Genomic DNA, 23,561 nt, shown 5'->3' with positions numbered 1-23,561 from the left:
TGGTGCAATTGGCATTTTGGTGGGTGGGACTCTTTGGTGAAGCGAAGCAATTGCAACGACATTTCCAGGCCAATACGGTGAAGAAACGTAATGTGTTATCGATAGTGCGGATGGGAAAAGAGCTGATGCGACGACGAGACAGATACCCAATGTCAGCCGATGACCTACTCCATGCTGCCAGGAAGCTGGCTGAGTTATCACTCATTTACGGCTGCTGGGGGTATGAATTATGAGGGGATCCTACAGAGCGAAGCGTAGGCAGTCCGACAGAGGACACACTTTTGGTGGCCGGGGCGAACTTAAGCAACTAGAAGCATACCTGCTAGGCGCTATAATCAAACCTATTCAATCTAAATCATAATCTGCACGGCTGCTGCGTTTTTCTTTATGAAACAACCAAGCAAATAAAGCAGTCGTAAACACCAATAACGTGACAAGTATGTTCGCAGCAACAGAGTCACTCTTTAACGGAATTCTAAGTACCGCAGACGAAATCGCTGCGAAACCAATATAGATACCTAACAACCCTCTGCTATCCATCTACCCTCCGATTTTCAGATTACATAACGCCCGCATTTACGGCTGGTTTGTAGCGCAGCGGAAAACCAGTCCGACAACATGCGCTTGTTAAATTTAATGTGATTTAGACCCGATAGGTAGGTGAGGACCACAATAGCCTATGACAATAGTTGATTTTTCACTATCCCAATGAAAGTGCACCCGGATAGTCTCTGCGATATTGTCCGCAACGCCGATTCTTAAATGTTTAAACATATATGTATCTACACCATTGTAAGTAAACTGTCTGAACTTACTTAGTTCTGGGCTTTTTTCTACTGTTTCTGACTCATTGGCTGAATAAGATTTTCCAAAGATATCTTTTGCTTTCGAGTCACCTCCTTGCGACAAAATATCAATATATTCTGTTGCTAACTTAAACAAAAGACCAATAAGCTTGCGGCCTTGTTTGAATGAAATTGAATCCCTTGCTGATGTTAAAGCACTATCAAGCACTACAATTCTAGATGGATACATGGCCTCAACTAACATCAAACATTGTTCCGGGTTGGGGTCATAAGTTAATGTTTCAGATAGAATCTGAATTAACTCGGCATCTAATACCTGATCTCCAGAATTAGTACTCCCTAGTTGTCTTTTTAATTCTGAAATAGTGTAGCTATTTGACCTGATTTCTTCGGTTAATGCCTCATTTGTGTCTTCAAGCTCCATCTTTTCCATTTCGAACGAGTCGACTATCTGTTGATGCTCGTCCTTGAGCGCTTCAATCGTACTGTCATACGAATCTATTTGCTCAAACGCCTCATTCAAAAGCTCTTCATAATCACCAGATTGCTGAAGCTCACTATACTTTTGTTTGAGAAACTCTCTGTGGTCTTTTTGCCGTTTTGCTCGGACATCTGTTGGGCTAAAGTGGAGCCTTTTTCTATACCCATTTGTAGTGTGAGTAATAATAGATAAAAGCTCACCAATTAGATATTTATCATTACTTTTTAGCTCTTCTAGGTGTTCGACTAATAGTAGCCTTCTCGGGCAAACGGACCTATTTCTTATTGGAAAAATGACATTAATAGCGCCACCCCAAGCAGAATAACGCCTACCCAAGGCTCTTTCCATTTCCCAACTATCAACAGACTGATCACATACAACAACCTGCGCTAATCCTATAAGCTGCTCTTGTAAACTTCGTGGATTGAGCAATGGTTTACCACTTGAATCACAACTAACAAGCACAACCGGGTGTTTCCGCTCAGGCCTTTCTAGTTCAGCAAGAAGGGCTCTAAACACCTCTTCATCGTTGCTAATATTTTTGAGGCCTAGACCGATAGTATCTTTTGAAATATTGCAGTTGTTCTGGAGGTATTTGACGACTTTAGGTCTTGATGATTGAGGAATATCAGTAACCTGTGTACTAATATCGCTAGTTTCTAGAAGAGTTGTAAAAAGCACCCCATCGGATTCCACCCTGATACCAATTTCTGTAATCCATTGGCGACCATGAACATCGGAGTCTGGGTTAGGGAAGGTGCGAATAAGTCCCGTGCTTGCTCTGCGTGTGCTTAAAGTGGATAGATGCAAGGCACAGTTTGCAGCGAATGGCCCTAGTCCTTCGCAAGAACTGTAACGCAGCAAATACCGCTGTAAGCCTCGCCCTGCGGGGCTTTGATAGCAACACCATTTCGGCGTTATTCAACTTCAGCAGGCCTCGGCATGCCCTCAGTTGAATGCCTTGAACTGTCGCTGCTATCAAAGCCAGAGCTGTGCNGTGCTTGCTCTGCGTGTGCTTAAAGTGGATAGATGCAAGGCACAGTTTGCAGCGAATGGCCCTAGTCCTTCGCAAGAACTGTAACGCAGCAAATACCGCTGTAAGCCTCGCCCTGCGGGGCTTTGATAGCAACACCATTTCGGCGTTATTCAACTTCAGCAGGCCTCGGCATGCCCTCAGTTGAATGCCTTGAACTGTCGCTGCTATCAAAGCCAGAGCTGTGCGACGACTTGTTCGCACCTTCCTTAGAAAACAATATGGAATAAAGAAAGGGTTCCGCTTGGGAAGCGTTGTAGGTTCTAACTTTTTGCCGACCAATAATATAATCTTCTGAAATCTTCAGCTCTTCAGGCGTAAAGTGTCTTTTCGTTAGTTCCTTTAACCACCCTGCAACAGTTTTTAAGGTACTATCAAGAGCATTAGATCCATTAACCTTAATTTGATTTACATATATTAACATCTTGTATCCTTAGACTGGTCTCGATGACTGGGCAAAAATTTAACATTTTATTAGTGCGCATGCGCGTTTACCTCGTTGGACCAGTGAAAACGCGCACAGCTAACTATCTGTATATAATGAACTTATCAGCATTTTTCCCAATATACCATCTGGAAAAACGCGCATGCGCGTTTTCCAAACCTATTATCTACTTAATGAATATTTTAAGTGGTTAATTTTAAGGGCATTTATTTATGCCGGAATGAGAAAATGCGCACAAATACAGGAGAAAAATCATTCAAAATCCTTATGATTTTAATATGACTGTATAGTTATCCAGTTTTTTATGGGAATAGCGAATTACATCACACGGGCGTAACGATGAAAATTGCTAGGCCAGAAAGTCTGTTAGATACTGATCCACCGACGACTGGTTAACTCAGTTTGGGGCAGCTTTTAGCTCCTCCATCACACTCAATACCGTCAAATCGAAGAGACGTTAGATATCGAGTGCAGATACGGCTGTGACCTTCGGTTTCAGGGATGAAACCGTAGAGCGGCCAAGGATGGCTTTACAGCGTGTCACAGCAGTATCTGCATATCAGCTCACCGCAGGTGATAGGTTACCATGAAGGTTCGACCTTCAAATCCCCACCAAATGCCAACTCATTCGGATGCAACAATATCTAACTACCGACGCCCCCCCCTTAATTCGAATATCCCGAAACAAACGGCTTCTTAACCCCGGTATCGACATCATAGACATGGCGCTGCACCGCGCCAATATTCCCGCCATAGACATGAATACTGATCGACACGCCGTCCTCGAGGGCATTCGATACCCTATGGATATCCCCGATGCGGGGTGACACCAGATCAACAGCACCAACGGGTAACTCATGGCTACCGGTTGCCCGCAGACAGGCATTTTCCGGGTCTAACTCATATTCCTCGCAGCGTTCGGCGCCGCGCAGCACGCCGACCATGCCCCACACTGTGTGGTCATGCACTGGCGTGGTCTGCCCCGGCGCCCACACAAAACTCACCACAGAAAAGCGCTTCAAAGGATCACAGTAGAGCCGATACTGCCGATAGCTATCAGGACTGGGCCGAGCAAACTCATGGGGTAACCAATCATCATGGCCAATCAGCGTGGACAGCAGCGCTTTGCCGTCGGTAAAGATACTCGCCTCATCGCTGCCGACTCGTTCAATCAATTGGGTGAAGGAGTGAATAAAGTCCTGCAGTCTGGCCCTGTTTTCCATCACGAATCTCCCCTGAAACACCTTTGAGCCTATCAAGGCTAGGCGATCTACTTAAGGCGATAAATAGGTAATAGGTCGAAGGCAAACCAGAAGATGGAGGAATGACAATTCCAGCGGATGGGACTGCTGAGGTGAAGCCGCCTAGACACTATCCCGCTTCGGATTCAACTTGGCGGTCAAAACATGATCCTGCCACTGACCGGCGATTTTAAGATAGGCCTTAGCATAACCTTCACGCTCAAATCCCAATCTCTCAAGCAAGCGGGCGCTGCTTAGATTGTGCGGCATATAGTTGGCCATCACGCGATTCAGCCCCACCTCGTCAAACACCCAGTCGAGTAACGCGCTCAGAGCCTCGGTCATATAGCCCTGGCCCTGATAACGCTCGGCTACCGAGTAACCAAGATTAGCCGCCTTGAATACACCCATGACCAGGTTGGTGATGTTACACAGCCCTATGATGTCGGTTTGCTCTCGGTTGAAAATGGCGAATTTGAAGGCCAGTCCGGCCTCAGCCAGACGGGCATTTGCAACCACAACAGACTGGGCACTAGCTAGCGTAAAGTAATCATCTTCTCTTGCCGGCTCCCAGGGAGCCAGATGTTCACGGTTTTGAAGATAATAACGCAGCAGCAGTTCGGCTTCGTCGTGAGATAGAAGCCTTATGTGGGTGCGAGTGGTAGTCAATTCAGTCATCATAGGAGAGACGCAATCCTTAGCAAGTGAAATAAGGGTTATCACCCAGCCCCATGCAGATGGCCCACCAGTTTACTCCTGCCTCCCCCCTTTGCAAGCACAACCGCCACAAACCTTCACACTGCTCTCCCTCTACCGAAACCAGTAAAACTTAATCCGCAACGGCAACAAAAACCGCTAAATCGAAGAGACGATGGATATCTAGTGTAAGCACGCTTTTGGCCCTCGGCGACAGGACATCGCCGTGGAGCGCTGAGGAATCCCCTGATAACTTTGAGATAAATCATGAGATTAGAGTGAACTTGCACCTTGGAATGTGATCTGATAAATAAAAACCAATCACGGACTTCCAAGGTGCAAGCRTTAACTATCTTACATCAATCCCTCTATCAACATTGCCCAGAAATTCACCAAAAGCGTCTAAATACCCTCATGGTTGCCTGCCGGGCTCTCATTGATTCAGACCGTCTTACATTGACCGCTTTAGGTCGTCATATTGATGGAACTCATGCGCAAACCAAACATTCGATTAAGCGTATCGACAGGTTGCTCGGCAACCATCATCTTCATCACGAGAGACTAGCGGTCTACCAATGGCATGCTAAGTGGTTACTGACACAGCACACCATGCCCATTGTTTTGGTGGATTGGTCTGATATGCGTGAAGGGCGCGAACTCATTGCCCTGAGGGCCTCTATCGCCATTAAGGGGCGTTCAATCACCCTTTATGAGCGAACATTTCCCTTAGCGCTGCAAGGAACKCAAACTGCTCATAATCAGTTTCTCAATGAGCTTCATAGGGTGTTACCTGCAAACGTCACCCCGCTGATAGTGACCGCCTTCGGTATCGCCATTCCCAACATCCTCAGCCAGGCCTTGGTCGATTATCGGGCTCAGGCCGGGGCCGCAGGCGCCCTATTCGGCCTGCTCTATTACCTAATGATCGCACTCGGTCTGGCACTGGTGAGCCAGAGCGAACAACTGGGTGGCCCGCTAGTGATCACCGCCCTGCTGCTCGGCCTGGGCATCTGGGGCAAAGGCCTAAAAGCCTGAACCTAGCTTGAAGTAGATGGCATTGTCATCGCCGCTTCTCGCCAGGTCGACGCCCATGTGGATACCGTAGCGGCGGGCAATCTGATAACGAAAGCCTACGCCGTAGGCGTTGACCGAATCTTGGTTGTCGTGGCCGGAGTCGTTAGCGGTTTGGCCATAGCCGTAGAAGCCAGACACAGTCCACCTGTGATCGAAGTGATACATAACTTGAGACTGCACGGTCGCCACTTTATCGCCCTGATACCGAAACGCCGACACGCCGCGCAGGTCCACAAATGGCTTAGCCGTAGGCGTCAACTCATTGTCATCACCATAGAGGGCATCAAAGCTTGCCGCGGCGGCGAAGGTCCAATGTTCAGTGATCGGCACATAAACCTCACCACTCACATTCAATGTCTGGTAATTAACATCAGATCCTATAGCCTCATCGAACACCATGTACTCGCTCGTCAGCTGATAACCTTTCTTAGGGAAGAACATGTTGTCCCGGGTATCGTATTCGGCCACCAGCCCCAGGCCTGAGGTGGTACTCGTGTCTCCGAGGCGGTTTTGCAAGATCCAATCGACGATGGGATCGGAGGAGGAAACGCTCGACTCACTCCAAATCTGCTTAACCCCAAGCATCAAGGGCGTATTGGCCACCCTAAACTGCGCCTTCTGTAGCGCGAATACCGCCTTGGTCTGGGTATCGAACTGAATCGCATGCTCAGGCGGCAGAAGCCCACCAAGACGTGTGTAGATATCCAGGTTGGCATTGGCAACACCCGCAATGCCGGTATAGCGAATACTGTCTTTCAACCAGGAGTGACGATGACCGGCAAACGCCAGCCAGGTACCATTTTCGGTACCCGCAGCACCGACCAGTGTCATGGCGGCCGGAACCAGCTGGGCACCGCCCTCTATCGATTCGCGGGCCTTTTGCATGCGTAGTGCCTTCTCCTCCTCGGTTTCATGGAGAAACAGGCCCACCAATCCTCCCCCCACGCCGATGGCGGGTTCGGTGATCACCACAGGAATAGGCAGAAAGCCGTAGGCGTTCTCGGCAAGATGACGACCAAGGTCCAGCTGACCATCCTGCTCATCGAAGAAGTAGCTGCTATCGGCGACGGCCTGTGACGATGCCATGAGCAAGGCACAGTAAAGTAGTTTTCTTATCATGGTTGTAACTCACTAAATTATTTGAAAAAGAACTCTGCTATTCACCACACGGATGTGGCACTAAGTACTAAGTAATAAATACTATGCTCAAAACAGATGCAGCACCGCCGAGACGACAATCATCATCAACATGCTTGATGTGATGTAGGAAAGAGTCAGTGCATAAAAGGTATCGTCGAGGGCTCGCTGTCGATAACCCGCAGCCATCTCTGCCCCCCAATGCCGATGAGCGGCGACCCGCCCCATCAGCTTGGCTGGCTGGTCTAGGTTGAAAATCCAAAAGGCTAGCCAAAATGACAACAGCTGGGAGATCAGCACCACGCAGAAGCCAATCAGGGAGACCTGGATGCCGCTCACCCGTATGGCATCAAGCATGTGCGGCCCGTAATAGAGGCCGGTGACCGCGGTAAACGCCAGTAGCAACAGGTTACGCAGATAACTGCTGGTATTCTCGGGCAGCAGCTCCAGCGGGTTGACCCTGTGGCAGGCCCAGCCCACAGCGATACCCGAGACAAGGCTACTCAGCCCCATGCTGAAATAGAGATACAGGCCGCCGATATCGAGATGCCAGAGGCTGATGAGATAGGCCACCACCAGGCCCAGCCCGAAGAGCGCCTGGTTTCCCCCGTGATGGGGGAGATCCTGGCCAACATCTTGTTTTATGGCCTGTATGTCGTCGGAGCACCCAGTGATCTGCAAGATATCATCGCGGTTTACCACTAGCTCTGGGGTGATCTCCAGGGCCTGCTCGTCTCTGAACACGGCCGTGATACATACGGCTCTCTGGCCACCTCGGTTGATCGCCGTTTTAATTTGGTGCAGCGACTGGCCGACAAGCTGTCCATGCATCAAGATCAAATGGTTTTCTTCGCTGCGATCAGGTTCAAGATCGCAGGGCAGCTCAGTGCCTAAGAGGTTGTCATCGAAGTAAAACAAGGCATTGTGGCATCCGGTAATCGTAAGCCTATCGCCTGCAACAATGGGCGCATCCTCGGCCGACTTAGCACCTGTGGTGGCTCGCGTTAGCGCAAAGAGAGTATCGATAGAGGGCTCATTGAGCTGCGCCAGAGTCTTACCCACGACGGTACTGTCGGCATTGACCTGAAAGACACGTCTGACGATATTACTTCTGGTATCAATAGCATGACGTGTGGCCGTGTCCCCCAACGCTCGCGCCGTGGCGGCCGGCAGCAGCCAGGCGATCATCAACACAGGTCCCAACACACCAAATATGACAGTGGCTATATAGCCTAAATGCACCTGGTGCTGGGCAAGCTGCTTAGCCGTTTCCGTCAATCCCGGCAGTTGACCGATCACTTCGCTGGCCTCACTGAGAATTTCCGGGTGGACAAAACTTCCAGCCGTCATGCCAATGGCCATGAATAGATTCAGGTCAAACAACCAGCTGGCAAGGGCCAAGGTCACTATGGCGATCAGGCTCATCGACATACTAGCCACCAATATCGATCTTCGGCGCAGCTTAAGCGTGTTGATGAGACGGTATCCCCCCTGGTACCCCACCAGATACATGAAGATCCCGAAGAAGACCCATCTGATGGACGGCGCGACCTCGCCCTCCGCCTGACCAATGAGCATGCCCACCAGCAAGGTGCCGGCTATGCTGCCCAGACGAAACCGGCCCAGCCTTATCTTACCCACCAGATAACCCAAGATCAGGGTGATCAAAATGGTTAAATAGGCAGATATATTCAAAATGTCTTGTAATGCTTCCATCGTCTGGTCACTTCTAAATCGATAAGGTGTGCAAGGTGCATAGGGGAAGCACCTCGATTACCGATAGATTTTATGCGCGACGATTAGAGACAGATAATCACCTATGAAGGATGAAACCCTTCATAAAGCACAAGACGCGGTTTAAGCAGTCTAAACAAACAGTAGGAAATGTCGGTTTTTGCTTAGCTGGGGAGGAAGGCAGGCTAAAGGCAAACCAATGACCTGCCAGAATTTGTCGATTAAGGCTAACTAGTACAGGTTATCAACCGCTTTAAGGTAATCCATAAGGCAACTATAAATAGTTTTTTTCACTTGCATCACCTGCTTCGAATGTTGACACCATAATGATACAGGAACTTGAATGGCATCTTTTGACTGATCGAGCTCAATCTCAACAATATCACCAGAATCATATTCAACATTGGTAATATTTCGCGGCAACAATGCCCAGCCTAACTCTTCTTGTACCATCCTAATAATTAATTGCTGCTGATCAACTACTTCATAATATGATGATAAAAGGATCCGCTTTGACATATCGTCATCAATCATAGACTTAAGCACAAACTGGCGAGTGGATTTCAATGCTATATAAGTTTCACTTGGTGGCAAACCAGCGAGCTCACTAGTTTTACTGGCATAAGGCACAAAGGGGATGCTGCGTAGCAATGATGCATCAATACTGTTAACCACCTTGCTCTCGAACACATTCACCAGACCGAAATGAATCGAACCATCTTGAATGCCTTTCTTGATCTCAGCTTTCGAGCGAACCAATAGATTTACCCTCATATAAGGAAAATCTTGCATCAGCGCCCTGCGTATCACTGTAAGCACATGCTGAGGAATAAAGCTCGCGTAGGCAATGGTGATAGACTCCAAACCACCGTAACTTAAGCTTAAGGCCATACGATCGAAAGTGCGGGTCTGTTCTATGGCTTGTTTTGCGTAGTGATACAGCAAGGTGGCGTCCTGAGTCGGCTCAACTGATCGACCAATCCGCTCAAACAGTGTGATCGCCAGTTGGTCTTCGAGGTTAGTGATCACCTGGCCAATGGTGGTGCGATGTTTATCCAGCTTTACTGCGGCCTTACTAAAAGACTTAAACTCATAAACTGTAACAAAGGCAAGAAGTTGTTCTAAGCTGAAGTTCATCATCTACTCCCTTAAAATACCCGACACCTATGGCCTGAAAAGGCCTGATCATTGCGCTAAGCTAGCATATCCCATCAGGTTTGTTGATCTAATTTGATGGGTTTAATCCATCAAACACGATTACCGCTCCACCCGCCACCGCACTAACATCTCTAGCCTAGAGAAGAAAGCTTACCTTTAACTCAAGGTAAAACATCGCTGTCACTACATAAGGCTAACTACAGATGAACATCATGCCCCACGAAATAGCATTAGGTGATGTCTATTTCCCGCCCTTATTGCTTGTTGGCGTAATGGCTTACGTCCTTACCAGCGTTTTTACAACGATTGGTGTCAAGCTCGGCTGGCACAAATATATTGTGGCGCCAGCGCTTACAGAGCTAGCCATCACCATCATTTTAGTTGGCGTGATTAGCCAGTTTATTTCCATTTTCTAAATAGGTATCAAGATGTTAAAAAAATACTTGCTCACACTGCTAATCGTGACAGCCGCGAGTGCGACTCTGTATAGCCAGTATCAGACATATATAGAAAACCCTTGGACCAGAGATGGACAAATCCGTGCCCATGTCATTCAAGTGACCCCCAGGGTCACAGGACAAATCATCAAGATGCAGGTCGAAGACAACGCCCAGGTCAAACGCGGCGCTCTCTTGTTCGAAATTGATCCTAGTCTCTATCAAACCAGTTTGAACAAGGCTATCGCCAATGAGAAACAGGCGGCAACATTGCTCGATAAGGCAAACAACGAGGCCCATCGTGCAGTGAACCTTGAGAAGCTCACTCCAGGCGCACAATCTGAATTGACGCTCAATAACCTGCAAAATGCCATCGACACGGCCAAGGCCAATCTATTAATGGCCAAGGCACAGGTAGAAGAAGCCCGATTAAATCTTCAGTACACCAAGGTAACTGCGCCTGCAGACGGCTATATTACCAACCTTAACTATCGCGTCGGCTCACAGGTTATTGCCAACAACCCTGTGGTAGCCTTGATCGATGAATCCAGTTTTTGGATTGAAGGCTTCTTTAAAGAAACAGATCTTAACGATGTCGACGTCAATAACAAGGCAGAAGTCACCCTGATGATGCACAAGAACCACGTGCTGCAAGGCAAAATACAGAGTATTGGCTTTGGAATAGCGAAAGCTGACGGAAGCACCGGCAACGCACTATTACCCAACGTGAATCCCAGTTTCCAATGGATCCGTCTTGCACAGCGCATTCCGGTCAAGATTAAACTCGATCATCTTCCCGAGGACATCCAGCTTAGGGTAGGAATGACTGCATCGGTTAAACTCCACAAACATTAAGGTGGACAGAAATGCTCAGCTCATCCATAAAAGAGGCGATTAAGATTTCACTCGCTATCGGCCTCACTATAGGGCTAGCGCTGTATTTTCAATGGGAAAAACCCTATTGGTCTGCTATCACAGTGCTAGCGATTTCAGCCAACGAATCCTTCGGTCACGGCATATTGCAGGGCAAAAAGCGCATCGTGGGTACTGTGACAGGTATCCTCTTTGCTCTGCTGCTAATTAGCCTGTTTTCCCAAGACCGCATGTTGTTCATAGCATGTTTTCACCTATTTTTAGGTGTGTGCGTCTTCCTTAGCAGTGATAAGCACTACGGGTATGTCTTTAACATGGCATTTATCGTCTTTGCTATTGTCTCATTAGGTGGAGGCTCCAATGGCACGGCATCATTTAACACTGCGATCTTAAGAATTCAAGAAACCATGCTAGGTGTCGTGGTGTATTCTACTGTCTATCGTTTCATTTGGCCTGTCACAACAGAATCACTGTTTTACGATACACTTAAGACAGTGACGAAACAATTTACGCTCGCCAGAAAAGCCTTAGTTGAAGCCAAGACCGATAAGCAGAAGTTAGATGCTGAATCTGACCTCTTAGCCAATCAACAACATATTGATAAACTACAAGAACTCTTGGCACTCCCTTTAGCGAGCAGCTATCGATTACGCCATGAAAAGGCCAAATGGCAGAAGGTTGCCAAAGCTTGTAAAGACATCCAGGCACGCATAGTTAAGCTCGCTGAAGGAATACAACATGACATAGCCTCTGAAGAGCTCGACAATGGCCTCACACAACTAGGTCATGAGCTTAGGTTACTCAATGCGAGCATCGCTAATGAACAATCCAAAGACGCCGAGTTGATTCAGCCTTGGGCAAAAAACGATCCCAAGGTTGATACAACTAAAACAGAAATAGCAGCCGTCGCAAAGACAAAATTGCAACGACAGCGTTTAACTAACGCCGTTACCGCCGTTGCTATCTCTTTAACCTGTTTTAGTCTTTGGATATATTTCGCCATTCCTGGAGGGCCTCTATTTCCAATAATAGGAGCCTCCTTGGCAATCGTTTCAATGCAGATGACCGGCAACATCATTGGACGGACTCAAATCGTCTGCCTTGGCTGGGGTACACTGTTTCTGGTTGAGTATTCCCTGGTATTAACTCATCTCAGCCAGCTGTGGCAACTCGTCGCCTTTTATAGCTTGAATACGCTAATAATTTATATGTACTTTAACAAACCGTCACATGCAATCATTCGCATGCTTGGCGGAAACCTCCTACTGGTCATGACCATGAATGCACTCCATGGCACTCCCCAGTTTGAGATCGTCACGCCATTGTTAATGCTGGTAAACATGTTGATCATCTTAGCAGTCGTCCGATTTTATTTACGCCTGCTTAAAGATAAACCGTTATAAAGCGGACAGTCATCGCTGTCACATTTTATTGAAAAATTTTATCCCATACGAGCGAGCCATGATATTGCTCAACGCGAAGTAATAGCATAAATGACACCAGTAAAAAACCAATAAACCATTATAAAACTTAACCTTACACGAAATAAGCTTCATTTTTCACGCTTACTGATTTTGATGGATTTCATCCTTCAAAGGCGATTACTTTATTGTCACATCTGCTCATAAAATACCCTCATCGAATGAAGAAACCGACAACAGATTGAGCAGATCAACCCTGTGTCGAACCACTTCAACAATTAACAAAGAATCCTAATTCAGGGTTCGGCCAGTTAAGCAAACACTGGGCAAACGACAAGGGTTACAGAATGCAAAAGCTTCAATTTCGTACCATAAAGATGACTTCGGGCAAGACAGCCATGCTTAAAGCGATTCCTTTAGCGCTGGCCCTCTCTTTCGGCAACTCGGCCTACGCCGATGCCGAAGCCCCAAAGGCGGCGCAAACCGCAGCAGTCGATGCGTCACAGTCGATACTAGAGCGTTATGGCATCACAGACGAGCTACTCAAGTTAGGCCTCAGCTCTCTCACCTACGGCGATCAGCTGGTTGAGCACGTTAAACGTTCCATCGAGGTCGATGGCGAAAACCATGAGTCAGAGGTCTTTCTGGTGCAAAGCACAGATAACCGCGGCAACATAGATCTGCGCATCAAATATGACCAGGATAAGCTCGACGAAGAAGAAGACGTGATTGCTAAGATAGAGGCGATCACTAAGGTTGAGTATCGCCTAAAAGGTTACATCGACAGCTATGACAAATCATCATTAAAGGTTAATGAAATCAGCCCAAATCATGTCGAGATTAGCTTTAACTACTCAAAGTATGGTTTACCGCAGGATATCGCCTATTTCCGTTTTATGCATGTCACCCTGACCCTGATCGACGGCAAGCCGAGCACTATGGAGATTAGCAATCACGGTAAGTCTTTCGAGTATGACGACTATCGCGTGACCGACTATGTGCAGAACATCACCTTCGACACCCTGCTCAATGGCAAAACCGTCGTGAAGGAAAAGACGATTCAGGCCAAGGGAAATAAAGGCAAAAAACCAATGAATTACATGGTCAAGCTAAAACCAGTCGCCTTCTACGACGACATGCTAGGGGTGCAGGTAATGGACCAAGAGCTACTGAGCACAGTCTCAGATCCGCGCATTCGTGAAGAGAAGGTTGATCTGGACAGACTGTTTCCAATACTGGGTGATCTAGTGCGCCAGCAAGGCATTGATGTCCCCTTACCTTTTGGTTTCTCGGTAGCCTACCGCAACCAAGATATGGATGTTGGTTTTAGCGACTTCAACATCATGGGATTAAATCTGAACGAGTTTTTTGATCCGGAAAGTTCGATCGGTACAGTAAATGCTGAAAGCTATTCACTGCGCGCCGACATTAACATACTGCCCTTCTGGAACGTGTTCGGCTACATTGGCAAGGTCAATGTCGATGCAGTGGTTGATGCACAATATACCGGCAAAATGAAAGATGTATTCGAAGACAAGCTAGGCGTAGTCGGTGGCAAGCTGGCTTGTGCTGCGGTGGCTAGCCAAGGGGTAGATGTCTGTTCACCTGGTGAGGTGAATGTCCCTCTGCACCTTGAATATGACTTAGTTGGCGTGGGTACCACTCTGTCGGTAGGCTATAAAGAGTTCTTTGCCTCGGTCACCGCAAGTTACAGTCAGACACGCCTGGAAGGCAACGACCAGTGGGGCGACGGTATCTTAACTATTCAGCCGATGCTGGGTTACCAGTTCCTCGACTACCGTGCTCAAGTATTTATCGGTGCAGAGTACCAGGGTATCAAGCCATCAATGGAAGGTAACTTAGGTTATATCGACGCCCTAGGGCGCGAATTTACCTACGATGTCGGTGTCGAACTAAACAAATGGGCCTACTTGGTAGGTTTCAACAAGCAGATAGGTAAACACCTCAACTTTACCGCCCTGTACAACAAAGGCGAAACCAGAAGTGCCCTCACACTCAACCTGGGTTACCGCTTCTAATCTACATCGCCCCAAAAACGACTCAATCGAATAGATTGGGTCGTTTTTTTATGCTTAGAATTTGGCGGCATCCCAGTGTCATGACTCTCCAACCAAGCGAGCCTCCCCCGACTCGCAAGAACGACGCAAACTCTTGATTTGGCATACTATCACTCCCCTCAAATCAAGTGAGGATTCGATCCTTCATAGCCGATTGTTGAATGGTCAAAAATCAAACTAACATAGCCCCATCAAATGAGCCCAGCTCACCCAAACACCGATAGATGGAGTCAAAAATGACCATATTTTCTCGCTCGACCATAGCCGTATTGGTATCACTATCATTAGCCGCCTGTGGTGGTGATGACCAATCTGATGGCAACCCGCCGCTCCCCGAAAAGCCGACACCTGTCGAGCCACTGCCAGCCCAACAGATAAATGTGCAGATTGGTGAGCAGCAGATCACCGCGATGAAAGAATCTGTTGTGGTTGACGATCTTCAGGGAGAGGCAGCGCGCGTCGAGCTCGAAGCCTTCAAGGGCATTTCCTATGCCAGTGCCGCTCGCTTTGAACATAGCCAGATCAATAGCCTGGACACGGTGACTGATGCCACCGAGTTCGGCGATGCTTGCCCGCAGAACAGAACAACTATTCAGGCTCAGTCGGAAGATTGCCTCAACCTCAATATTTGGCGTCCTGAAAATACCACTGCATCTGAGTCACTTCCCGTGTATGTATTTGTTCATGGTGGTGATTTTGAAGTGGGTTCAGGTTCAGATCCTTTAGTGCAAGGTGATAATGTTGTCGCTCAAGGCGCACTCGATGGCAAGCCATTTATCGCGGTGACCATTAACTATCGCCTCGGTATTTTGGGTAGCTATTGGCTTGATGGAAGCAAGATACCTGAAGGAGGAAACTTTGGCTTGGGCGATCAAAAACGCGCACTGCAATGGGTGAATGAGAACATCGATCTGTTTGGCGGTAACCCTAACAATGTGACTTTGATTGGTCAGGAGGCGGGTGCCATGTCAGTGGGGATATTGCAACAGAGCCAAACTCAAGAGACTATCGCTGGCGATTTTTTCCAGCGCGCTATCATGCAAAGCAACCCTTATGGATTTGATTATAAATCCTATGGCCAGGCACAAACCTTTAACGACAAGTTGGCCAAATACAGCACAGAACTGCACCAAACAGAGAGCCTAGCGGAACTCAGTCTAACTGAACTGCTGGCTGTTCAAGCTAAAGCAACTGGACTTGTGTCAACGGTCGCCACCTGGTCAGGTATAGACTGCATCGATACCGATAATCTAGTTGGCAGTGGCCTGTGTTTCGCCAATAAGCTAGACAGCGAGAAGACACCACAGCACCACCTAAAACCATTTGCGCCGTACATAGAGTACCGTGCCAAGGCGTTCCTAAAACCTGAAATTAGCGGCTACCACCTGACCACTCAGCCCGCGCAAACCGAGTACACTGTACCTACGGTAGTCGGTTTTAACAGTGACGATGGTGCCACCACCAGCTTTTTGCCTGGCCTAACCTCTTTAATCCCAACCATCATTGAGTTAATCAAAGAGACGAATGAAGCACCAGAGGGGATCGAGCCATCAGCACAGGCTATTCAAACCTGGTTGGCTTCTCAAGACAACTTGGATCAACTTGGGCAGCGCCTGTTGCAGCTAACACCTGAACAAGTTACCGCGCAGATGGACCTTGGCGATATGCTGCCAGGTAGCGCCTACGAGGCCATAGTGAAATTCTTCTTTGGCTTAGGTAATGGTGAGCTGGCCAACCAGTTACTTGTACTGACCGATTACGCCCCTAACGACGAGAGTGAACTCTCAGGCGCCACCGCCAACATGGCGCAATTTAGGCAGTTAGCCAATGACATGCTATTCAGTGGTCCAGCACACGTTAAGGCAAAACAAACCAGTGATAACGGCTTGGTTGCGGCCACCCTATATCAATTTGACTATAAGCCAAGTTTCAATAGTTGGACCGTGTACAACGAAGGGGAAAGCATCTACCCAGGGGATCTATTTAAGTCCGTAAGCTGTATGGGCAAGATATGCAGTGGTGCAGAGTTGCCATTCATCTTCAATAAGCCATACAACCTAGCTGGGAGCCACGTAAAGCCAAGCAGCAAAGATCAACAACTGATGAACACTCTGTCACGCATCTGGTTCAGCGACGAGCTATTCGCCGACTATCAATACGATACAGCCACTGACAAGGTACTAACTATCAAGGTCGACGCTCAAATCACCCCTATCACCGACTGGGATGCTCAGCAAAATAACGCTCAAGATCCCGAACTAAGAGGCGGTCGTCTGAGCGGTCTGGAAGACTTAGGCCTGATCATGAGTTACTTCGATAAGTAAGCCTTGAACCCCCTGTCCCAAGGCCGACTGGTTAACCGCTAGCCGGCCTTTTTCTCAACGAGGTACTCAACCTATGAGTAGATTTCCCCTAAGCCGCCAATTGATGGCGTTACTGCTATGCCTTTACAGCTTGGTGCTCACCGGGTGTGCCGGCAGCTACCCTGAGGTCGAACCCGGCTTTGAATCGAATTGGCAAGCTCAGCCCCATCAGGCACAGGTATATCTGATCCCCAGCGCGAGCGAGGCGTTGGCGCGTCGCATAGAGGCGATTCGCCACGCCCAGCAGAGTATCGACATCACCTACTTCTCTTGGAATAAAGATCTCTCCGGCCTGATGCTGCTCAATGAGTTGAAACTGGCGGCGGATAGAGGCGTTCAGGTACACATCGTCTTAGATGATCTCCTGGTTTTCAACGAAACCTGGCTGGCTGAATTAGGCCAACATGAGAAGATGGAGATCCGCATCTTTAATCCCTTCAACTCCCGTAAGACAGGTTGGCTAGGTCGCAGTATCGACTTTGAACGCCATAGGGCGCAGCTGGACAATCGACTCCATGAAAAGTATTTCAATGTCGATGGTCAGTTGATGATCTTAGGTGGACGCAATATTGGTGATGACTATTTTGGTTACAGTCAAGACGCTAACTTTTTCGACTTAGATGTGGTATTTAAAGGCGATATTATTCAAGCATTTACGGATAATTATCAGCAGTTGTGGAACAGTGATCTGCTGACACCGGTTACAGCGCTGATTAAGACAAAAGAAGCTGGTACTTACCGCCAATTTAATCAAGCATTAGAGCGTGCCCAAACGAAACATTCTCAAGTAGCCGAGGCAATTGCGAGCTCGCTAACCTCTCTGTCTGCGATGAGTTTTATCGATGCTGAGGTGACACCTGTTTTCGACTCGCTAGATAAGGTAAAAGACAATAAACCTTATTTCAGAACTCGAGTAGAGCGCCTAATGGAGGAACCGATAAATAATGCAAATAAGGCGGTCATTTCAAGTCCTTACTTAATTCCAGGTCAAAGTAAGTACAAGATTATTGAGACTCTGACGCAACATAATGCGGCGGTGACACTGATCACCAACTCATCGGCATCGAACGACTCAGCCTTCGTCCCAGCCTATTTTGAGCAATATCGTCCCGAGTTGTTGGAGATGGGAGTCGAGCTGTATGAATTTAAGGATAACGCCATCAATGATGATCATCTCTATCATGGTGCTACTTATTATCACAATAAAACATTTATATTTGACGACAAGCTCTCTTACATAGGGTCATCAAATTTCGATCCACGTTCGAATTTTCTTAATATTGAATTTGGCGTAGTAATCGATAGCCCAGCCTTCGCAGCCAAGTTAACAGACTATCTGCTGGGCAAGAAGGAACAGCTCTTTTGGCATGTATCTCTAGCTGAAGACGGCACGATTAGCTGGCGCTCTGGTGAGGAGTCCCATGACGCCTCACCAAACTATGGTGGCTGGCACAAGCTGCCCGACTGGATTATCAGACAACTCGATGGCGAATTTGAGCTCTAGCCCTTTCCACCTCACACTTGCCGGGGACGCTCCACTGAGATCGTCTCCGGCAAGCCTGCTCCGCCCATCCTAGTGCACGCGTCAAGCAATGCACTGGTAGCCTGTGTTCAAGGCTAACGCCTAGCGCTTAGTTCCAGATTCTTAATTCCAGACCCTTAGTGTCAACCTCTTAACGCTTAGATCCTAACTCCAGGATCTTCACATACGCCCCAGGCTTCCTTACATGAGTCTCCCGTCAGCTGCGAGTAACCACTGGTGCCTTTTTCTGTCCCTGACGACTAGCACTTAGCAATTAGCAATTATCCGCTAGCAATCAGCAATAGCCGAGTGACACCTGGTGCTTGGGGCTTTGGGGCTTTAAGCTTTAAGCTGAGTACTTTGCGATTACAGCTCAGGACTAAATCCCACACTGCTTGCCTCCCTCATGAACCGCCGCCCTCGAACTGCACGGCATAGCCTCTAAATCGGACACCAGTCAATAGAAAGGCATGAAATAGCAAGGCAGTGAGTCGAGACATTCACGGGGTTACAACTCGAAGACATGGCCTTTCAGACACAAGACTAAACTTCCATCATCAATGAAGGCAATATAGAAAAAGAAGGCGATAGCCCCGCGCCAGGCGACTAAGCCGCATAGCTGCATGACACTGACGGGGAAAAGGTAATCCTTTGAAGAAATAGAAAGACAAACAAAAAGCCCACACAACGGCGGGCTTAAACAGTAATGAGTACTGATCTCCTAAGAATATTTATATTCTGTGACTATTTAAATTCTGTAACGCTGGCAACATAGTTAAATTCGCCTGAATCTCCATGGTAGTCACGATAGAGATCGACTGAGAAAAAGAGCGGCTTATCCTGCTCGATACGCTCGGCTATCTTATGTCCGAGCTTATCGATATCTTTCTCACCATATACATAAAACTTGCGTGTTTTTTCAAGTTGATGTGCTTTCGCCTGATCCTTCGTCACATAGATTTCACTGAACATTTCTTTAATGAAACCTTTATATTCAATTAGCTCAAAGCTGGCATCTTCATCGATGGTAATAGAGAACTCCGCCTCTTCAGTAACCGATACAAGCTGCTCCATCTCATGGGCTAGCTGTTTGGTCTCAAGACGATCGACGTTCTGAGCCATAGCGCTGGTACTTATTGCGGCCAACGCCAATGACAAGAGTGCTTTTTTCATATTCATACCTTAGTGTTAAAAAATTAATTAGTAATAGCTTGTATACCTAAGGGCCCCTTAACTGGACGCCTTCCTAGGGAACTTCAGTTGACCAAAGCTCAGTGGATTTAGCTTTGCTATAGCCATGTTGGTACAAGGCTTTCATATACTGTAAGTCGAACATATCTTTTGTCGCTTTAGGTGCGTTAAACTCATCATCCATATAAGTAAATGAAAGTTCTAAGCCACTATTCTTACTGAAATAAAGCATTCTATACAGGTCACCTTTAGCTTGTTGAATCGTCATACTGCCAAGGCTTCTGCTTAATAACTCAACGCCCTTATCTTCAGTTGCCTGATAGGGAACTTTTAACATGCCATTGCGAATAATATGTACCTGTGGGGTCGTCGTTAAACCCAAAGCCTCATTGATCTTGCCGTAATCCACATTGACTACTTCGAAAAACATTTGCACCGTAAGTCCGCCATCAACATGAAGCTCTTCTAGGGTCTTGTCACCTTGGTTAACCTCAATAAATTGTGGCGGAAACACCCCGGGTATTGATGAACTAGCTGCCAGAATTTGATGAATAAGAGTAACCTTGTTCGGTAGATCACTCTCGGCAATACGCCCCAGGTTCCACACCACCAGCTCTTCCGAATCGAAATGCGTGGTGCCGATAAATAGGCGACGACCGGCCTGATGTTGCAGGGCTATCTGCTCAATCATCTCTGGGGTGTATACCTGTTCGATGAACTCAAACATCTGCTCACCATTGGTAAAGGCATCCTTAATCAGAGTATTAAGCAGGTTGCGCTTACCCAGGATCATCTTGTCGTTAATGCCAAGCATCACCTCTTTGAGACGCGGGATCTCGTCACCGCCAACAAATACAAAGGGCGCGATGAGCGAACCGGCACTGATCCCTGTGATCACTGTGTAATCCTGCAACTGCTGGCTGTCGTACAGACCATTGATAATGCCGGCTCCGAAAGCCCCATTAGCACCGCCACCCGACAGCGCGAGAATATTCAACCTGTCACCCTGGACCTTAAGGGGGGTAGATCCATCCTGGGCATTAAAGAGAAAGTCCGAGGCATCATCCCCCCAAACCCGATAGGGTTCGTCGGCCTGATGCTGAGTCTCGGCCGCCAGGGTCACGGTACGATAGTTTTCTTTAGTGACGCGAGTTTCCAGCGTATGCGTTGAGCTGCACGCCGCGAGAAACAGAGTCAAAAATACAGTAATGGGTAGACGCCTCATGACGCACTCCTCTTCACAATCTTGTTTGGATTATTCCGGTTAACGACGAACAGACAGACCAAGTTCGCCACGCTAGTTGATTGCCCCTATTGCCATTCATTGACAGGCAGGGCACTCTCTATTGGCGACAGTTTAATCAACTAACAGGATCTGCATTAATCCCATTTGCAGGATCTCGCCCTACAAAGCTAGGTAGGAAGCAAGGTGGAATCCTTGCTCGCAGATTCAGACTGTTTTTAGGGGGAGTGGTATTGAAGTTGAGGGTTGGCTTTTAGCTTTTAATTGAATTTATGGGGTGTATTTGAAGGCCTTAGCTTCATCGTAACCCATTGCCTACGGTGGTGAAGAGTTAAGGACATTCTCGCATCCATGGGCGGCAGCCGCGGTAGGCAATCGATAACTTTGAATCTGCTAATGCCAGATACAAAAAAACCCGGCCATCTGCATGGTCGGGGTTTCGGGCTAATCGGCTGCACCTAAAAGGTGCGGGCCAAATTAAGCGTCTTTCGAGGCGCGGCTGGCACGCTTACGATCGTTCTCGGTCAGGTGACGCTTACGCACGCGGATGCTCAGCGGAGTCACTTCTACCAATTCGTCGTCATCGATGAACTCGAGCGCCTGCTCAAGGGTCATCTGAATGTGCGGTGTCAGTACCTGAGCTTCGTCGGTACCCGAGGCACGCATGTTAGTCAGCTGCTTACCTTTCAGACAGTTAACCGTTAGGTCGTTAGCGCGAGAGTGGATACCCACTACCTGGCCTTCATAAACCTCGGCGGCGTGACCGATCATCAGACGACCACGGTCTTGCAGACCGAACAGGGCGAAGGTCAATGCCTTACCGGTAGCGTTAGAGATCAACACACCGTTTTGACGCTGACCGATCTCACCGCCCTTCACTGGACCATAATGGTCGAATGAGTGGTAGATAAGACCCGTACCTGAGGTGGCTGTCATGAATTCGGTTTGGAAACCGATCAGGCCACGACTAGGAATGATGAAGTCGATACGGATACGACCCTTGCCATCTGGCTGCATGTCACGCATGTCAGCTTTACGGGTACCAAGCTTCTCGATAACCGCACCTTGATGCTCTTCTTCAACGTCTACGGTTAGAGTTTCGTATGGCTCGCACTTCTCGCCGTCGATCTCTTTAACGATAACTTCTGGACGTGATACGGCCAGCTCGTAGCCTTCACGACGCATGTTTTCGATCAGGATAGACAGGTGAAGCTCACCACGGCCTGATACGCGGAAACGGTCTGGGCTCTCGGTCTCTTCGACGCGCAGTGCTACGTTGTGCACCAGCTCCTGTTGCAGACGCTCAAGGATGTTACGCGAGGTCACATACTTACCTTCTTTACCCGCGAACGGAGAGGTGTTTACCTGGAAGGTCATGGTCAGTGTTGGCTCGTCAACAGACAGAGGTGGCAAGGCTTCGGCGTTGCCCACGGCACAGATGGTGTCAGAGATCTTCAGCTCGCCCAGACCGGTAATGGCCACGATGTCGCCGGCATTTGCCTCCTCAACTTCGTGACGGTCCAGACCCATGTAGCCGAGTACCTGGCCGATCTTGCCATTACGTGTAGTACCATCGGCCGCCACTACGGTAACCTGCTGGTTAACCTTAACGCTACCGCGCTTGATACGGCCTACACCGATAACGCCCACGTAAGAGTTGTAGTCCAGCTGAGAGATCTGCATCTGGAAAGCACCTTCGGCATCGGCATCAGGTGAAGACACCTTCTCGACGATAGTCTCGAACAGTGGCGTCATGTCGGTGCCAGTCTCTTCAGGATCTAGGGTAGCAAAGCCGTTCAGTGCAGAGGCATAAACGATTGGGAAGTCCAGTTGCTCGTCGGTAGCACCCAGGTTGTCGAACAGATCGAATACCTGATCGATAACCCAATCAGGGCGAGCGCCTGGACGGTCGATCTTATTGATCACTACGATAGGCTTAAGGCCCTGAGCGAAGGCTTTCTTAGTCACGAAACGTGTCTGTGGCATTGGACCATCGACCGCATCAACTAGCAGTAGCACACAGTCAACCATAGAAAGTACACGCTCAACCTCGCCACCGAAGTCGGCGTGGCCAGGGGTATCAACGATGTTGATACGGTAGTCGTTCCACTTGATGGCAGTATTCTTCGCCAGAATCGTGATTCCACGTTCCTTTTCAAGATCGTTGGAATCCATCACCCGCTCAGCGGCCTCTCCTCGAGTCTCAAGGGTTCCAGACTGTGCCAGCAGCTTATCAACCAGGGTCGTCTTACCATGGTCAACGTGTGCAATAATGGCGATGTTACGTAAATTCTCTAACACGGATAAACCTCTTACCATCGAAAAAATAGGGTATTGATAACAGCCCTAATAATAGCTGTTGCAATAAAAAACGTGCCATTCTACTCTAGCGAGGGGCTCTCGCACAGGATTATTTTTTAGTCAGCTATGAATAGTCATGTTTATATTGGTGCGCACCATCTTGGTGAGCGCACCATTAAGAGGCAACCAATGCACCTTTATGGTGCAATGCCGAGATTCCCGCCACCCGCCTGCTTTATCGTTCCCATAAAAATCAATACCTTAAACTTTTGGCATGAGTCTCGCTTTACTCATGCCAGAACCGCGTTGGTCGCAACGCTGAATGAT

Annotated in this window: 17 protein-coding genes and 2 pseudogenes; 8 read left to right on the top strand and 11 right to left on the bottom strand. The window is 48.1% G+C overall.

Features of this window, described 5'->3' with window-relative positions; all coding sequences use genetic code 11:
* A pseudogene (locus tag L1D47_RS11925) lies at positions 1-233 on the top strand (IS4 family transposase); the annotation flags it as partial.
* 112 nt (positions 234-345) lie between these two features.
* Here the strand turns inward: L1D47_RS11925 and L1D47_RS11920 are convergent.
* The 5 genes from L1D47_RS11920 to L1D47_RS11900 all read right to left on the bottom strand — a co-directional run bounded on the left by L1D47_RS11920 (position 346) and on the right by L1D47_RS11900 (position 4,687).
* Positions 346-540 carry a hypothetical protein gene (locus tag L1D47_RS11920; RefSeq protein WP_239885086.1) on the bottom strand — a complete coding sequence of 65 codons (195 nt, stop codon included), beginning with the start codon at positions 538-540 and terminating at the stop codon, positions 346-348.
* A 93-nt stretch (positions 541-633) separates the two neighbouring features.
* A complete protein-coding gene (locus L1D47_RS11915; protein WP_239885084.1) occupies positions 634-2,151 on the bottom strand; it encodes a hypothetical protein in 1,518 nt (505 codons plus the stop codon).
* Between the two features lie 278 nt (positions 2,152-2,429).
* Positions 2,430-2,744 carry a hypothetical protein gene (locus L1D47_RS11910; RefSeq protein ID WP_239885082.1) on the bottom strand — a complete coding sequence of 105 codons (315 nt, stop codon included), beginning with the start codon at positions 2,742-2,744 and terminating at the stop codon, positions 2,430-2,432.
* Between the two features lie 686 nt (positions 2,745-3,430).
* Positions 3,431-3,988 (bottom strand): cysteine dioxygenase, encoded by a 558-nt coding sequence (locus tag L1D47_RS11905; protein ID WP_239885080.1) that lies wholly within the window; start codon positions 3,986-3,988, stop codon positions 3,431-3,433.
* A 141-nt stretch (positions 3,989-4,129) separates the two neighbouring features.
* Positions 4,130-4,687 carry a GNAT family N-acetyltransferase gene (locus tag L1D47_RS11900; RefSeq protein ID WP_239885078.1) on the bottom strand — a complete coding sequence of 186 codons (558 nt, stop codon included), beginning with the start codon at positions 4,685-4,687 and terminating at the stop codon, positions 4,130-4,132.
* Between the two features lie 351 nt (positions 4,688-5,038).
* On the opposite strand from L1D47_RS11900, the pseudogene L1D47_RS11895 reads away from it, so the two are divergent.
* A pseudogene (locus L1D47_RS11895) lies at positions 5,039-5,521 on the top strand (IS4 family transposase); the annotation flags it as partial.
* A gap of 204 nt (positions 5,522-5,725) precedes the next feature.
* Here L1D47_RS11895 and L1D47_RS11885 read toward each other — a convergent pair.
* The 3 genes from L1D47_RS11885 to L1D47_RS11875 form a co-directional block, all read right to left on the bottom strand.
* The gene (locus L1D47_RS11885; RefSeq protein ID WP_239885076.1) at positions 5,726-6,895 is read right to left on the bottom strand and encodes a BamA/TamA family outer membrane protein; all 1,170 of its coding nucleotides are present in this window, start codon (positions 6,893-6,895) and stop codon (positions 5,726-5,728) included.
* Positions 6,896-6,982: 87 nt separating this feature from the next.
* The gene (locus L1D47_RS11880) at positions 6,983-8,629 is read right to left on the bottom strand and encodes a hypothetical protein (RefSeq protein ID WP_239885074.1); all 1,647 of its coding nucleotides are present in this window, start codon (positions 8,627-8,629) and stop codon (positions 6,983-6,985) included.
* Between the two features lie 249 nt (positions 8,630-8,878).
* Positions 8,879-9,787, bottom strand: a complete 909-nt coding sequence (locus L1D47_RS11875; protein WP_239885071.1) for a LysR family transcriptional regulator — start codon at positions 9,785-9,787, stop codon at positions 8,879-8,881.
* A 221-nt stretch (positions 9,788-10,008) separates the two neighbouring features.
* Between L1D47_RS11875 and L1D47_RS11870 the strand changes: the two genes are divergently transcribed.
* From L1D47_RS11870 to L1D47_RS11845, 6 genes are all read left to right on the top strand, one after another.
* A complete protein-coding gene (locus tag L1D47_RS11870; protein ID WP_239885069.1) occupies positions 10,009-10,221 on the top strand; it encodes a DUF1656 domain-containing protein in 213 nt (70 codons plus the stop codon).
* Positions 10,222-10,233: 12 nt separating this feature from the next.
* Complete coding sequence (locus L1D47_RS11865) at positions 10,234-11,097, top strand: HlyD family secretion protein (protein ID WP_239885067.1); 864 nt, start codon at positions 10,234-10,236, stop codon at positions 11,095-11,097.
* A gap of 11 nt (positions 11,098-11,108) precedes the next feature.
* A complete protein-coding gene (locus L1D47_RS11860) occupies positions 11,109-12,518 on the top strand; it encodes an FUSC family protein (RefSeq protein ID WP_239885065.1) in 1,410 nt (469 codons plus the stop codon).
* 365 nt (positions 12,519-12,883) lie between these two features.
* Positions 12,884-14,575 (top strand): hypothetical protein, encoded by a 1,692-nt coding sequence (locus L1D47_RS11855; RefSeq protein ID WP_239885064.1) that lies wholly within the window; start codon positions 12,884-12,886, stop codon positions 14,573-14,575.
* Between the two features lie 275 nt (positions 14,576-14,850).
* Positions 14,851-16,938 carry a carboxylesterase family protein gene (locus L1D47_RS11850; RefSeq protein ID WP_239885062.1) on the top strand — a complete coding sequence of 696 codons (2,088 nt, stop codon included), beginning with the start codon at positions 14,851-14,853 and terminating at the stop codon, positions 16,936-16,938.
* A 73-nt stretch (positions 16,939-17,011) separates the two neighbouring features.
* On the top strand, positions 17,012-18,481 hold the full coding sequence (locus tag L1D47_RS11845; RefSeq protein ID WP_239885060.1) for a phospholipase D family protein: 1,470 nt from the start codon (positions 17,012-17,014) through the stop codon (positions 18,479-18,481).
* A gap of 762 nt (positions 18,482-19,243) precedes the next feature.
* Here the strand turns inward: L1D47_RS11845 and L1D47_RS11840 are convergent.
* From L1D47_RS11840 to typA, 3 genes are all read right to left on the bottom strand, one after another.
* On the bottom strand, positions 19,244-19,672 hold the full coding sequence (locus L1D47_RS11840) for a hypothetical protein (RefSeq protein WP_028763120.1): 429 nt from the start codon (positions 19,670-19,672) through the stop codon (positions 19,244-19,246).
* A gap of 73 nt (positions 19,673-19,745) precedes the next feature.
* The gene (locus L1D47_RS11835) at positions 19,746-20,915 is read right to left on the bottom strand and encodes a patatin-like phospholipase family protein (protein WP_239885058.1); all 1,170 of its coding nucleotides are present in this window, start codon (positions 20,913-20,915) and stop codon (positions 19,746-19,748) included.
* Between the two features lie 495 nt (positions 20,916-21,410).
* Positions 21,411-23,234: a translational GTPase TypA gene (typA, locus tag L1D47_RS11830; RefSeq protein ID WP_239885056.1), complete on the bottom strand. Its 1,824-nt coding sequence runs from the start codon at positions 23,232-23,234 to the stop codon at positions 21,411-21,413.
* Positions 23,235-23,561: the final 327 nt, after the last annotated feature.

The sequence above is a fragment of the Shewanella sp. Isolate7 genome (assembly GCF_022398425.1).
GTDB lineage: Bacteria > Pseudomonadota > Gammaproteobacteria > Enterobacterales > Shewanellaceae > Shewanella.
This window is presented reverse-complemented; position numbering and strand designations above follow the sequence as displayed.

Excerpts from the sequence above, each read along its gene's own strand:
- L1D47_RS11920 (WP_239885086.1), bottom strand. The coding sequence starts at position 540 with ATGGATAGCAGAGGGTTGTTAGGTATCTATATTGGTTTCGCAGCGATT.
- L1D47_RS11910 (WP_239885082.1), bottom strand. The coding sequence starts at position 2,744 with ATGTTAATATATGTAAATCAAATTAAGGTTAATGGATCTAATGCTCTT.
- L1D47_RS11905 (WP_239885080.1), bottom strand. The coding sequence starts at position 3,988 with ATGGAAAACAGGGCCAGACTGCAGGACTTTATTCACTCCTTCACCCAA.
- L1D47_RS11900 (WP_239885078.1), bottom strand. The coding sequence starts at position 4,687 with ATGATGACTGAATTGACTACCACTCGCACCCACATAAGGCTTCTATCT.
- L1D47_RS11885 (WP_239885076.1), bottom strand. The coding sequence starts at position 6,895 with ATGATAAGAAAACTACTTTACTGTGCCTTGCTCATGGCATCGTCACAG.
- L1D47_RS11880 (WP_239885074.1), bottom strand. The coding sequence starts at position 8,629 with ATGGAAGCATTACAAGACATTTTGAATATATCTGCCTATTTAACCATT.
- L1D47_RS11875 (WP_239885071.1), bottom strand. The coding sequence starts at position 9,787 with ATGATGAACTTCAGCTTAGAACAACTTCTTGCCTTTGTTACAGTTTAT.
- L1D47_RS11870 (WP_239885069.1), top strand. The coding sequence starts at position 10,009 with ATGAACATCATGCCCCACGAAATAGCATTAGGTGATGTCTATTTCCCG.
- L1D47_RS11865 (WP_239885067.1), top strand. The coding sequence starts at position 10,234 with ATGTTAAAAAAATACTTGCTCACACTGCTAATCGTGACAGCCGCGAGT.
- L1D47_RS11860 (WP_239885065.1), top strand. The coding sequence starts at position 11,109 with ATGCTCAGCTCATCCATAAAAGAGGCGATTAAGATTTCACTCGCTATC.
- L1D47_RS11855 (WP_239885064.1), top strand. The coding sequence starts at position 12,884 with ATGCAAAAGCTTCAATTTCGTACCATAAAGATGACTTCGGGCAAGACA.
- L1D47_RS11850 (WP_239885062.1), top strand. The coding sequence starts at position 14,851 with ATGACCATATTTTCTCGCTCGACCATAGCCGTATTGGTATCACTATCA.
- L1D47_RS11845 (WP_239885060.1), top strand. The coding sequence starts at position 17,012 with ATGAGTAGATTTCCCCTAAGCCGCCAATTGATGGCGTTACTGCTATGC.
- L1D47_RS11840 (WP_028763120.1), bottom strand. The coding sequence starts at position 19,672 with ATGAAAAAAGCACTCTTGTCATTGGCGTTGGCCGCAATAAGTACCAGC.
- L1D47_RS11835 (WP_239885058.1), bottom strand. The coding sequence starts at position 20,915 with ATGAGGCGTCTACCCATTACTGTATTTTTGACTCTGTTTCTCGCGGCG.